Source organism: Modestobacter versicolor, assembly GCF_041028285.1.
GTDB classification, from domain to species: Bacteria; Actinomycetota; Actinomycetes; order Mycobacteriales; family Geodermatophilaceae; genus Modestobacter; species Modestobacter versicolor_A.
In genome coordinates, this window is the sequence record NZ_JABGDB010000001.1 from 433,865 (window position 1) to 446,647 (window position 12,783).

A 12,783-nucleotide genomic window follows, 5' to 3' on the forward strand; every position below is an offset into this window, starting at 1 on the left:
GGGTTCTGGACGGCTCGCGAAGGGCAGCGATGGAGCGGTGGTCAGACGTGGCCACTGAGCGGGGTGCCGACGCTGCGCACCTTATGACTGGCCAGAGGCAACTCGCAGTTGTCTATATGTTGGGCTACGTCGTCGAGGCGTACGCCAAGGCGCTCAGCACGGCTAGGGGAACCCGGCCTGCAAAAACTCATGAGATTATCGACTTGCTAGAGGCCTGCGGCATTCGTAGGCAGGACTTGCCTCCCGACATGCGGGCATTTGCAGAGCAGCGCTCTGTCGAGATGCGTTACGAAGTCACATTGCAGGGCGATTATGCGTCCACTGTAGCTGTGGCGACCAAGTTGGCTGGCTGGCTGAGGACGCGCGTGAATCGGATGGGTGGGCGATAATGAGCAGTTCAATTACCGACGAAGCAATCTCCCGCATCACCGCCAAGGTGGCTGACGAATTTGGAGGTGAGAGCTCGGCGATCGTTCGCCGTGATTCATATCGAGGCTTTCGCGTTCTCGTCATCACACCGGACGGGAGAGATGACTCGCCTTCCGACCGTCGACGGCGGCTGGCCGACGCCCTTGTAGGCGAAGATGTAGCGCACGTGGAGGTGCTGACACGCGCGGAGGCTGCAATCGTCGGAGCGGACGACGACGCGGCTTCGGAAGATGAGCGGCACCTTCCGCTGTGGCCAGAATCGTTGTTACGAGGGCAAGATGAAATCATCCACCTGAATCTTCCTTCGCGTAGTGATGAATCTCTTGAGCCTCCGGTGGTGGCTACATTCTATTCGCTGCGCGGAGGGGTGGGGCGGTCGACTGCCTTAGCGCATACGGCAATCTCTCTCGCCCGGTCGATGCGCGTCCTTTGTATTGACATGGACTTGGAAGCTCCTGGCCTGGCAGCATTGCTGGACGTCGAAGACGAAGTCTTAGAGGGGGCCGGCGTCGTCTCTCTGCTCCTTGCGGGCGAGATGGCCGGCGAAATCACCTCGGTAGATGAGCACGTCATCCCCGTTGGCCAGTCAGGCAACCTGTATTTGCTGCCCGCTGGGACGCCCAATGCTGACTACGCGCGTAAGCTCGCTCAGCTGGAACCTGCAGCTTGGTATCGAGAAGCCGTCAACCCACTTCGCGACCTCATGCGGGCGGTCAGAACCATGAGACTTCGTCCTGACGTGGTCCTGATTGACTCCCGTACTGGTATTAGTCCACTGTCTGCCCCGCTCCTCTTCGACGTTGCAGATATAGCAGTTGTGACAATGTTTCCTCACCCGCAGGCTCGCGTTGGTACGGCCGCCTTGACCCGCGCTTTGCTGGGAGCGCGGTCTAACCGGCGCGACGCTACGGACACCGATTTCACGCCTGAGCCGCGGTTTCTTATCTCTCCCGTGCCAGGACTCTCGTCTCCAGAATTGAAGAAGCATTTCGAAGACCGATCTGTAGAGTGGGTTCGGGAGTGGCTTGCTCCTGCTCGCGATGACCAAGGCGAGAAGGTGTTTGACGATGTTGAGGAACTAGTTCATGTCGTTGGCTACTCGGAAGAAGTGGCGGCCTCGGATTACGTAGGCGAGTCAACCTTGTCGGCTTATGAGCCAATCGCCGGCTGGATCGCGGGGTTCGTTGGAGAGCGTCCCGGCGAAAGGCGTGATGACGAGCCCGACATCGATGTCAGCGCCAAGTCGGGCTTGCTCGATGAGTTACGCTTTTCCACGGGCACGGCCGAGGCGCAATCGGACGAAGACTTCGAGCAGACCTTCCTCACCACAGATATTGTTGAGCGAGCGATGCGGTCCGACGTCCCACTTGTCCTGGGGCGCAAAGGTACAGGCAAGACTGCGCTGTTCCGACGACTGGCCCAGCGAAACGACTCGGTTGTTGTCACGAGCCCTCCCGGGCTGGTCACGTATCGACCCTGGATGCCCGAAGCTGAATCGTATCGTGCGATCGGCGATGAATTGGCCAGGCTAGAGCGAGATTGGCGCGCCGCCTGGCCGCTGTTGATCGGTATTGCGCTGAAACTGCGTGCGCCCCAACTGCCCGGGGCGAGATGGGTTGATACCACCGATGTTGCTTACGAGACCACATCGGAGGCGGCGTATTCAAACTTGCAACTGGTTAAGGACCTGCGCACCCTGCTAGGACACCCGGATGCCGCGCTGCTCGGGGTCGAGTGGCTTCGTGAGGTTGATGCGGCCCTCGGTGAGTCAATCTTGTTGCTGTTTGACGGACTTGACACCGGCTTCGGGTTGGAAACGGCCGATCTAGAGCGCCGCCAAAAGGGTATTGGTGGCCTGCTCAGTTTTCTCATGTCCCATGGTGACGGTCTCGTCTCCATCGATTTCAAATTGATGTTGCGTGAGGACATCTGGCGGCTCGTCTCCGTTGCAAATAAGAGCCACTTCTACGGGCGCGAGGTGCGTTTGGCTTGGGCCTACCAAGCGGACTACCTGCGCGTCGCCTTGAAGCAATCCTTGCGTTCTGAGCGTTTTGCAGAGTATGTCCACGCTGCCCTTGGGCGGCCGGGTCTCGACCTCCGGCGCACTGCTGTTGAATACTGGCCTGAAGCCCTCGTGTACGACGCGTGGACGCTCTTGGTGGGTGAGCGCGTGTCCGGCGGAAAAACGGCCTTTACCTATAACTGGGTCTGGAGTCGCCTCTCGGACGCGAATGAGAATCACTCGCCGCGAGCGCTATTGCAGCTGTTCAACGAGGCAGTGCAGGTCGAGCGTCGCTTGCAGCGAAGTAATCCATACGAGCGAAGCGTCCTGCGCCCGCGCGCCTTGGTTGAGTCCTTGGACGAGGTCAGTGAGCAGGCAATTACGGCCCTGCGGGAGGAGTTCCGTGAACTGGAGCCTCTCTTTGTGGCCCTCGAAAATGTCGGGCGGACCCCATTTGATGCCATTGATCTAGATGTCGAGGGTGCGGTGGAAAACTTGGCTCGAGAGGTTGGCTTGCTCGGCGTTGATATCGGTACGCGAGACGACGTCGAGCGATACCGTGTCCCGGAGTTATACCGAAAAGCGCTTGGAATGGGGCGTCGAGGGCAGGCCTAGGCCAGGTCGGCGCGGATCTGTGGGCCGACCGCATCGGCCAGGGCCGCGCCGTCCCGGGCCCGGGCCCCCAGCAGCGCCCAGCCGAGGTCGGCCACCTGGCGGGAGCGCCGCAGCGCGGCATCGGCGCCAGGTGCGGCGAAGAGCTCCGCGCGGGCCGCCGTCGCCACCTCGTGCTGGGCCACCAGGGCGTCGCGCAGCGCCCCGTCGGCGGCGGTGCCGGGTGGGGCCGCGGCCGCCGCGAGGGCCTGCCGCACCGTCGCGGCGACGGCGGCGGGCAACCGCCGGCTGCCGGTGCGGGGGAACAGCAGCAGCCCGGCCGCGAGCCCGACGAGGATGCCGACCACCGTCTCGCCGAGCCGGACGGTGATCAGGTCGGCCCCGCCCGGGCTGCCGGCGCCGAGGTGCACCAGCGACAGGGACACCGGGGTGATCAGCGAGACGGCCAGCACGTACTGGTGGACCACCAGCAGCTCGACGCAGACCAGCATCAGGCCGATCACCGCGACGGTCACCCCGTTCGGCAGGTCGAGCCAGAACAGCACCGCGGTGAGCACGGTGCCCAGCAGGGTGCCGGTGACGCGGTGCAACGCGCGGGCCCGGGTGTGCCGCGCGTCGGTGCCGAGCAGCACGGCGACCGCGGCGGTCGCGGCCCAGTAGGGGCTGTGCAGCCCCAGCACGGCGGCCAGCGTGCCGGCGGCCCAGGTGCCCAGGCCGATGCGCGCGGCGGTGGGCAGCCACAGCGGGGGGTGCCGCCGGCGCGGGGCGGCGGACGCGGGCTCCGGGACGGCCGGGTCGATCGCGGGCAGCGTCCGCAGGAACCGGTCCTCGACCTCCGCCAGCCGAGGCCGCAGCGACGGTCGCCGCCGGCTGCCCCGGTCCACGGCTGCGTGCGCCAGCCGGACGGCGCGGGCCGCCGGGTCCGGCCGGCCGTCGCGCGGGGTGCCGGCCGCCACGGCAGCGGCCGCCGCGGCCACGGCGCGGCGTTCCGGGCCGGCCGGGTCCCGGAGCCAGCCGGCCATCACCACCAGCCAGGCCAGCGCCGCGGCGCCCGCTGCCGCGGCGACGTGCTGGCCGACCTCGGCGGCCGTGGCCCCGAGCCCGCTCGCGCTGCCGCCGACCAGCACCGCCATCAGCGGCCCCGGCGGGCCGACGTGCCACACCGCGGTCGCCGCCGTCGCGGCCGCGGCCAGCAGGCCGAGCACGAGCGCCAGGACGACTGGGTGCGGGCCGGCCAGGCCGCCGAGGGCGACCGCCGCGACCAGCACGGCGGCGACCCCGGCCGAGACCGGGGCCCGCCGCCGGTGGGGCAGGGCGTGGCCGTAGACCGCGGTGAACCCGCCCAGCGCGGCGGCCGCCCCGAGGTCGGCGCGGCCCAGCGACACGAGGAGGGCCAGCGGCAGGCCGACGCAGGCCGCAGCCGACAGCGCCCGGCGACCGTGGGCGGCCCACAGCACCCGGGCCGGCGGCAGCGGCGGACCCAGCAGGTGCCCGGCCACCCGGCGGGTGGAGGAGGCGCCGGGCACGGTCGTCATCGTCGCCCGCCCGGGGAGCCCGTGTCGTCGACGCGGGTCACGCCGGGCGGGCGAGCTGGGTCACGCCGGCCGCGGCTCAGGCGAAGCCGACCACCCCGTGCGGGGTGTACGGCTCCTCGAGCCGCGCGACCTCCTCGGCCGACAGCTCCAGGTCGACCGCGGCCACGGCGTCGGCCAGGTGCTGTGCCCGGGTGACCCCGACGATGGGCGCGGTCACCACGGGCTTGGACAGCACCCAGGCCAGCGCGACCTGCGCCCGCGGCACGCCGCGCGCCGCGGCGACCTCCGCGACGCGCTCCACGACGACCCGGTCGGCGTCGTTGTAGAGCTTGCTGCCGAACTCGTCGGTCTCCGAGCGGGTGGTGCTCTCGTCCCAGTCCCGGGTGAGCCGGCCGCGGGCCAGCGGGCTCCACGGGATCACGCCGATGCCCTGGTCGACGCAGAGCGGCAGCATCTCCCGCTCCTCCTCGCGGTTGAGCAGGTTGTAGTGGTCCTGCATGGACACGAAGCGGTGCCAGCCGTGCTCACCGGCCAGGTGCAGCGCCTTGCTGAACTGCCAGGCCCACATGCTGGAGGCGCCCAGGTAGCGGACCTTGCCCGAGCGCACCGCGGAGTCCAGCGCCTCCAGCGTCTCCTCGACCGGCGTGTGCGGGTCCCAGCGGTGGACCTGGTAGAGGTCGACGTAGTCCGTGCCCAGCCGGGTCAGGCTCGCGTCGAGCTCGGCGAGGACGGCCTTGCGGGACAGCCCGGCGCCGTTGGGCCCGGGGCGCATCCGGCCGTGGACCTTGGTCGCCAGGACGACGTCCTCCCGGTCGGCGAAGTCGCGGACGGCCCGGCCGGTGATCTCCTCGCTGGAGCCGGCCGAGTAGACGTTCGCGGTGTCGAAGAAGGTGATGCCGGCGTCCAGCGCCTGCTTGATGACCGCGCGGCTCTCCTCCTCGGGGAGGCTCCACGGGTGACCACCCCGGGTGGGGTCGCCGAAGCTCATCATCCCGAGACAGATGCGCGAGACCTGCAGGCCGGTGGTGCCGAGGCGGGTGTACTCCATGGTCCGGCGGTGCCCGGCCGGTGCGCCCTGCAACCGTCAGGGGAGCGCGGCGTAGCGCTCCTGCACCGCGGCCAGCACGTCGGGGGACAGCTCCGCGAAGGGCTCCAGCTCGATCGGCCGGGCCTTGCCGCGGCCGGTGCGCCACACCCCGACGACGGTGCCGGCGTGCACCACGGTGGCCCGGAACATGCCGTTGCCGCCGGGCACGATCCGGTCGGCGTGCTCCGGCGGGACGGTGCAGCTGCGGTCGAGGTAGCCCAGCACCAGCTCGTCGAAGCCCGGCAGCAGGTGCACCGCCTCCGCCTCCGCCTCGGCGCGGGCAGCGGCCAGCCGGTCCGGCGTGCGCGGGTCCATCCAGTGCTCGGTGCCGTCGACGTCCAGCCGCTCCAGGTGCGGGGCGGCCAGCGCCAGGCCCGCCTTCACGTCGCGCACCAGCACCCCGGCCCAGCGGACCAGGTCCTTGACCGTCGCCGGGCCGTGGCCGGCGAAGAAGCGCCGGGTGAGCTCGCCGAAGGCCTCCTCGCGCTCGAGCCGGCGGGGGGCGGGCACCCACTCGTCGAGCAGCACGAACTGCTGGTCGCCGTCCCGGGTGGGGCCCAGGCACGTGAGGCCGGTCTGCGCCAGCCACCAGAGCAGGTGGTAGCCGCGCTGGCCCGCCGTGGGCACGCCACCCTCGGCCAGCGCCGCGACCAGCTCGGTGCGGCCCAGCCGGCGGCCGCCGGTGAGCGCCGCCTCCGCGACGTCGTGGGCCCGCGCCACGTCGGCGTCGGTGAGGCCCACGGTCGCGCGGCGGCCCGCCGCACCGGCCAGCACGCGGCCGCCGAGCAGCTCGAGCATCCAGGGCAGGTCCTCGGCGGCGACCAGGTGGAGGGTGCCGCGCATCGGCCACGAGCGGACCACCTCACCGGCGTCCAGCGCGGCCGTCACCGCCGCCCGGCTGCACCCGGCGCGCAGCGCCACCGACAGCAGGGCGCCCGGCAGGTCCTGGCCCTGGACGGCGGTGAGCAGCCGCACCGCCTCGGCCGGGCCCGGCGCGCGCGGGCCGACCAGCCGCTGGGCCGCCATCCGCAGCAGGGAGATCTCGTCGTCCACGGCCCCACCCTGGCACCGGGGGCCGACGATCCGCCCAGCACGTCACCGCGACGTCATCCGCAGGCAACCGCGGGTCCCTACGGTCGGGCGCACCCGAGCGGAGAGGAAGCCGATGACCGCCGTCCCGCTGGTCGACCTGGCCCCCTGGTACGAGGGCACCCCGGCGGGCCGCCGGCAGGTGGCCACCGAGGTCGACCGCGCCCTGTGCGAGGTGGGCTTCCTGCTTGTCACCGGCCACCCGGTCGGCGCGCAGCTGCGGGACCGGCTGCGCGCCGGCGTCCGCCCGTTCTTCGCCCGGCCGGGGACGGAGAAGGCGGAGCTGGCCTGCTTCCCCGGTGGGCGCGGCTGGACCCCGCCGGGGCACTCCGGCGCCGTGCCGCCGGACCTCCGGGAGGCGTTCACCTTCGGGCCGGAGCAGCCGCCGCCGGCGCTGGTCGGCACCCCCGAGGAGGACTGGTTCGGGCCCAACGACTGGCCGTCGTCCACGCCGGGGCTGGCCGCCGCCGCGGCCGCCTTCGCGCACTGCTGTGCCGTGCTGCTCGACGACCTGCTGCGGGTCTGCGCCCTCGCCCTCGACCTGGCCGACGACTTCTTCGTCGCGCGCTGCACCGGCAGCCCCTGGTCGGTGGACCTGGCCTGGTACCCGGCGCACTGCACGCTCGGGTCGGTGCTGCCCGGCCAGATGCGGGTCGGCGGGCACACCGACGCCGGGACGCTCACCCTGGCGGACCGCGGGCCCGGGTCCGGCGGGCTGCAGGTGCGCACCCCGGACGACGTGTGGGTCGACGCACCGGCCGTGCCCGGGGCGCTCAGCGTGAACGCGGGGGACCTGCTGGCACGGTGGACCGGCGACCGCTGGCGCTCCGCGCCGCACCGGGTGCTGCCCCCGTCGGCGGAACGGCCCACCGAGGAGCTGCTGGCGCTGGTGTTCTCGCAGGTGGCCGACCCGCTGGCCGTCGTCGAGCGGCTGCCCACCGCCGCGGCCGGCCCGTCGCGCTACCCGCCGGTGACCGCCGGGCAGTTCCTGCGGGACCGCGGGGAGTCCGTCGCCGCCGGTCGAGGACGTACCGTGCGTCCATGATGGGGATGGGCAACCTCGGGCCCGACGGACGACGACGGCAGCGGCTGGTGGCCGGCGTGATCGTCGCCGCGATGCTGCTGGCCGCCGGTGCGGTGCTGCTCGGCTCGGTGCTCTGAGCCCGGCCGTGGACGCGCACACTCCGGACGTCGACGAGTGGTTCGCCGCCGCGGGCGAGCGGGCCGGGGAGCTGCGCCGGGTCGACGCGCTGGTGCAGGCGGCCGCGCCGGGGATCGACCGGCAGCTGGTGCCGGTGGGCAGCGGCGCCATGCTGGGCTACGGGATGATGCCGTACCGGCCGCGGTCGGCGAAGGAGACGGTGCAGTGGCCGCTCATCGCGCTGGCCGCGCAGAAGCGGCACCTCTCGGTGTACGTGTGCGCGGTCGTGGACGGGGAGTACCTCGCCGAGGCCCGGGCCGCGCAGCTCGGCAAGGTCTCCTGCGGCAAGAGCTGCATCCGGTTCACCTCGCTGGACCGGGTCGACACCGTGGCGCTGGACCAGCTGGTGCGCGACGCCGTCGCGAGCACCGCCGAGGGCCGCAACGCCTACAGCGGCTGACCGCCCCCGCCGTCCGAACCGGGTTGCCGGGGGCCGGATGATGGGTCCATGGGCTACGTCGACGTCACCGGTGTCCGGCTCACCCTGCCGGACGGCCGGGTGCTGCTCGACGACGTCGGCTTCCGGGTCGGGGACGGCGCCATCGCCGCCCTGGTCGGCGAGAACGGGGCCGGCAAGACCACCCTGCTGCGGATCATCAGCGGCGACCTGACCCCGGACGCCGGCTCGGTGGCGCTCATCGGCGGGCTCGGCATCATGCGCCAGTTCATCGGCTCGGTGCGCGACGACACCACCGTCCAGCGCTTCCTCGTCGACCTCGCGCCGCCCGCCGTCCGGCAGGCCTGGGACGCCGTCGAGGCCGCCGAGCTGACGATGATGGAGGACGACGACGAGCCCGCGCAGATGGCCTACGCGCACGCGCTCGGGCACTGGGGCGACGTCGGCGGGTACGACGTCGAGGTCACCTGGGACACCGTCACCGTGGCCGCGCTCGGCGTGCCCTACGACGGCTGCAAGTACCGCGAGCTGAGCACGCTGTCCGGCGGCGAGCAGAAGCGGCTGGCGCTGGAGTGCCTGCTGCGCGGCCCCGACCAGGTGCTGCTGCTCGACGAGCCGGACAACTACCTCGACGTCCCGGGCAAGCGCTGGCTCGAGGAGCGGCTGCTGGAGACCCGCAAGACCGTGCTGTTCGTCAGCCACGACCGCGAGCTGCTGGCCCGCGTCGCCGACCGGGTCGTCACCGTCGAGGGCGGCTCGGCGTGGGTGCACGGCGGGAACTGGGCCAGCTACCCGGCGGCGCGTACCGCCCGGCACGAGCGGATGGCCGAGCGGCGGCTGCGCTGGGACGAGGAGCACGAGCGGCTGGTCGAGCTGGTGCGCACGCTGCAGCAGCAGGCCAAGAACTCCCCGGCGATGACGTCGACCTACCACGCGATGCAGACCCGGCTGGCGAAGTACGAGGCGGCCGGCGCCCCGCCGGCGCCGCCGAAGGACCAGCAGGTGACCATGCGGCTGCGCGGCGGCCGCACCGGCGTGCGGGTGGTCGTCGCCGAGCAGCTCGAGCTCTCCGGGCTGATGCGGCCCTTCGACGTCGAGATCGAGTACGGCGACCGGGTCGCGGTGCTGGGGTCCAACGGTGCGGGCAAGTCGCACTTCCTGCGGCTGCTGGCCGGTCAGGACGTCGCGCACACCGGCGGCTGGCGGCTCGGGGCGCGCGTCGTCCCCGGCTTCTTCGCCCAGACCCACGCCCACCCGGAGTGGCTGGAGCGCACCCTGGTCGACCTGCTGTGGCACGGCGAGGCCGACCGTCCGGGCGTCGACCGCGGCCGGGCGATGGCCACGCTGCGCCGGTACGGGCTGGCCGAGGCCGGCGACCAGCTGTTCCGGTCGCTGTCGGGTGGCCAGCAGGCGCGCTTCCAGGTGCTGCTGCTGGAGCTGTCCGGCGCCACCCTGCTGCTGCTCGACGAGCCGACCGACAACCTCGACGTGCTGTCGGCGGAGTCGCTGGAGCAGGCGCTGGACGCCTTCGACGGCACGGTGGTCGCGGTCACCCACGACCGCTGGTTCGCCCGCACCTTCGACCGGTTCCTGCTGTTCGGCTCCGACGGGCACGTCCGCGAGACGCCGGAGCCGGTGTTCGACGAGGGCCGCGTCCAGCGCGCCCGCTGATCGCCGTCCGGGATCAGGTGAGCTGATCTCCCGTGCTCCTGGCTCACGCTGTGCGGTGAGCCAGGAGCACGTGCAGTGATCTCAGCTGATCCCGGGGGCCTCACCCGAAGGTGCGGCCCTCGCCGCGGTAGGTCGGCCACGCCGCGACGACGGCGTCCCCGGACACCGCGTGCAGCTCGTCGACCCGCTCGCACAGCTCGCCGGCCTTGGCGTGCCGGAACCACACCCGGTCACCCACCCGCAGGCCCGCCGTCCCGGGCCCGCGCAGCGGCGTCTGCACCTCGCCCGCGCCCTCGGTCGGTACCAGCCGCAGCCCGGCGGGGTGGGTGGGCACCGGCACCCGGTCCGGCCCCGGCGGGCCGGACGCGATCCAGCCGCCGCCGGCGACGGTGACCAGGCCGGGGCCCGGCAGGCGGGTCACCGGCAGCGCGAACAGCGCCGCCGGGCGGCCGCGGAAGGCCCGGTACCCGTCGAAGAGGGTGGGGGAGTACAGCCCCGACCCGGCCGCCAGCTCGGTGACGGCGGGCTCGGCCGCGGTGCGCTCGAGGCTGCCGGTGCCGCCGCCGTTGACGAACTCCAGCGCGGCGACCTCGCGGACGGCGGCCACCGCGGCGGCGCGCCGCGCGGCCAGCTCCCGGGCCGAGGACCGCTGCATGCCGCGGACGGCGAGCCCGCGCAGCGGCCGCCCCGCGGGGGAGTCGCCGAGCCCGGCGATCTGCGCCTCGTAGGCCATCACCCCGACCAGCGCGACCCCCGGCCGGGCGACCAGGGCGCGGGCCAGGGCGTGCGCCTGGTCGGGGGTGTGCACCGGCGAGCGGCGGACGCCGACGTGCGCCGGCCCGAGCCGCCAGGAGGCGTCCAGGTCGAGGCATACCCGCACGGCCGGCCGGGTCCCGGGTGGTGCGACGGCGTCGAGCACGTCGAGCTGGTCGGCCGAGTCGACCATCAGGGTCACCCGGGCGGCGGCCTGCTCGTCGGCGGCCAGCCGGCGCAGCGCCGCGCGGTCCACCGTCGGGTAGCCGACGACGACGTCGGTGCTCACCGGGTCGTCACCGTCCGCGCCGGCCAGCCACAGCGCCTCGGCCAGCGAGTACGCCAGCACCCCGGCGAAGCCCGGCCGGGCGAGCACCCGGCGGAGCACCGCGCGGTTGCGCACCGACTTGCTGGCCACCCGGACCGGCCGTCCGGCGGCCCGGCGCACCAGGTCGTCGGCGTTGGCGTCCAGCGCCCCGAGGTCGACCACGGCCAGTGGCGGGTCGAGCCCGGCGGTCGCGGCGTCCAGCCGCGCCCGGGTGGCGGCTGCGGACTCCCCGGGCGTCATGGGAGCGCAGCATCCAGGTCGCGACACGAGTGGGTCAAGCGTCCCAGTCCCTTGACCGGCGTGGTGCGCGGCGTCAGGCTGCCGCCGACACACCAGCCAGGGAGGTCGCGTGCCGGGGCAGGACAGCTGGCGGAACTGGGCGGGCAACCAGTCCGCGACCGGCGTCACCGCCGTCCACCCCGTCGGCACCGCGGGCATCGCCGCCGCCGTGCGCGCGGCGGCGGCCGCCGGGCAGCGGGTCCGGCCGATCGGCAGCGGGCACTCGTTCTCCGCGATCGGCCGGCCCGAGGACGTCCAGCTGGTGCTCGACCGGCACGCCGCGCTGGTCGACGTCACCGCCGACGGGCTGGTCACCGTGCAGGCGGGCATGCCGCTGCACCGGCTCACCGCCGCGCTCGCCGCCCGGGGCTGGACGCTCACCAACCTCGGCGACATCGACCGGCAGACCGTGGCCGGCGCGCTGTCCACCGGCACGCACGGCACCGGGGCGGAGTTCGGCGGGCTGGCCGACCAGCTGCGCGCCCTGGAGCTGGTGCTCGCCGACGGGTCGGTGCTGCGCTGCTCGGCGACCGAGCACCCGGACGTGTACAGCGCCGCCCGGGTCGGGCTGGGCGCCCTCGGCGTCCTGGCCACCGTGACGCTGCAGGCGGTGCCGGCCTTCGCGCTGCGCGCCGAGGAGGGGTCGGCGTCGCTGCCCGAGCTGTGCGCGGACTTCGACGCCTTCATGACGTCGGCCGACCACGTCGAGTTCTACTGGTTCCCGCACACCGACCGCTGCGCCACCAAGCGCAACACCCGGGTGCCGCTCGCCGAGGTCGCCCCGCTGCCGCGCCGGCGTGCCTTCTGGGACGACGAGGTGCTGGCCAACGGCGCCTTCGCCGCGGTCGTCGCCGCCGGCCGGCTCGCCCCGCCGCTGGTGCGGCCGCTGGCCCGGCTCAGCTCCCGCGCGCTCACCGCCCGGACGTTCACCGACGCCGCGCACCGGGTGTTCGTGTCGGCCCGGCGGGTGCGGTTCCGGGAGATGGAGTACGCCGTCCCGCGGGACGCCGCCCCCGACGTGCTGCGCGAGCTGCGGCGCGCCGTCGACGCCTCGGAATGGCGGGTGCCGTTCCCGGTCGAGGTCCGGGTCGCCGCGGCCGACGACGTCCCGCTGTCGACCGCCTCGGGCCGGGCGACCGCCTACGTGGCGGTGCACGTGCCGGCGGCCAGCGAGCCGGGGGAGTACTTCGCCGCCTTCGAGGCGATCGCCGGGGCGGTCGGCGGCCGCCCGCACTGGGGGAAGCTGCACGGCCTGGACGCCGCCGCGCTGGCCGGCCGGTACCCGCGGTTCGCCGAGTTCACGGCGGTCCGCGACCGGCTGGACCCGACCGGCGTCTTCGGCAACGCCCACCTCGACCGGGTGCTCGGCCCCGTGACCGCGCGCTCCGGGCGGGCCTGAG

Annotated in this window: 10 protein-coding genes; 6 read left to right on the forward strand and 4 right to left on the reverse strand. The window is 73.0% G+C overall.

Annotation, left to right across the window (positions count from 1 at the left end; translation table 11 throughout):
- Positions 1–29 precede the first annotated feature (29 nt).
- Together HL054_RS02260 and HL054_RS02265 are read left to right on the forward strand one after the other, a co-directional pair.
- Positions 30–389, forward strand: a complete 360-nt coding sequence (locus HL054_RS02260; protein WP_369137067.1) for a HEPN domain-containing protein — start codon at positions 30–32, stop codon at positions 387–389.
- A complete protein-coding gene (locus tag HL054_RS02265) occupies positions 389–3,046 on the forward strand; it encodes a ParA family protein (protein ID WP_369137068.1) in 2,658 nt (885 codons plus the stop codon). The genes HL054_RS02260 and HL054_RS02265 overlap by 1 nt, the downstream gene beginning before the upstream one ends.
- On the opposite strand, the gene HL054_RS02270 is transcribed toward HL054_RS02265, so the two are convergent.
- The 3 genes from HL054_RS02270 to HL054_RS02280 all read right to left on the reverse strand — a co-directional run bounded on the left by HL054_RS02270 (position 3,043) and on the right by HL054_RS02280 (position 6,718).
- Positions 3,043–4,578, reverse strand: coding sequence for an FUSC family protein (locus HL054_RS02270; protein WP_369137069.1), 1,536 nt, complete (start codon positions 4,576–4,578; stop codon positions 3,043–3,045). The genes HL054_RS02265 and HL054_RS02270 overlap by 4 nt on opposite strands.
- Before the next feature lie 76 nt (positions 4,579–4,654).
- A complete protein-coding gene (locus tag HL054_RS02275) occupies positions 4,655–5,626 on the reverse strand; it encodes an aldo/keto reductase (RefSeq protein WP_369137070.1) in 972 nt (323 codons plus the stop codon).
- A 36-nt stretch (positions 5,627–5,662) separates the two neighbouring features.
- Entirely contained in the window at positions 5,663–6,718 is a 1,056-nt protein-coding gene (locus HL054_RS02280; protein WP_369137071.1) for a winged helix DNA-binding domain-containing protein, read from the reverse strand.
- 112 nt (positions 6,719–6,830) lie between these two features.
- On the opposite strand from HL054_RS02280, the gene HL054_RS02285 reads away from it, so the two are divergent.
- From HL054_RS02285 to HL054_RS02295, 3 genes are all read left to right on the forward strand, one after another.
- Positions 6,831–7,799, forward strand: coding sequence for an isopenicillin N synthase family dioxygenase (locus HL054_RS02285; protein WP_369137072.1), 969 nt, complete (start codon positions 6,831–6,833; stop codon positions 7,797–7,799).
- Positions 7,800–7,923: 124 nt separating this feature from the next.
- Positions 7,924–8,355, forward strand: a complete 432-nt coding sequence (locus HL054_RS02290) for a DUF1801 domain-containing protein (protein ID WP_369137073.1) — start codon at positions 7,924–7,926, stop codon at positions 8,353–8,355.
- Between the two features lie 48 nt (positions 8,356–8,403).
- Complete coding sequence (locus tag HL054_RS02295; protein WP_369137074.1) at positions 8,404–10,023, forward strand: ABC-F family ATP-binding cassette domain-containing protein; 1,620 nt, start codon at positions 8,404–8,406, stop codon at positions 10,021–10,023.
- Between the two features lie 100 nt (positions 10,024–10,123).
- On the opposite strand, the gene HL054_RS02300 is transcribed toward HL054_RS02295, so the two are convergent.
- The gene (locus HL054_RS02300) at positions 10,124–11,344 is read right to left on the reverse strand and encodes an amino acid deaminase/aldolase (RefSeq protein WP_369137075.1); all 1,221 of its coding nucleotides are present in this window, start codon (positions 11,342–11,344) and stop codon (positions 10,124–10,126) included.
- Between the two features lie 109 nt (positions 11,345–11,453).
- Here HL054_RS02300 and HL054_RS02305 point away from each other — a divergent pair, with 109 nt between their 5' ends.
- A complete protein-coding gene (locus tag HL054_RS02305; protein ID WP_369137076.1) occupies positions 11,454–12,782 on the forward strand; it encodes a D-arabinono-1,4-lactone oxidase in 1,329 nt (442 codons plus the stop codon).
- Position 12,783 lies beyond the last annotated feature (1 nt).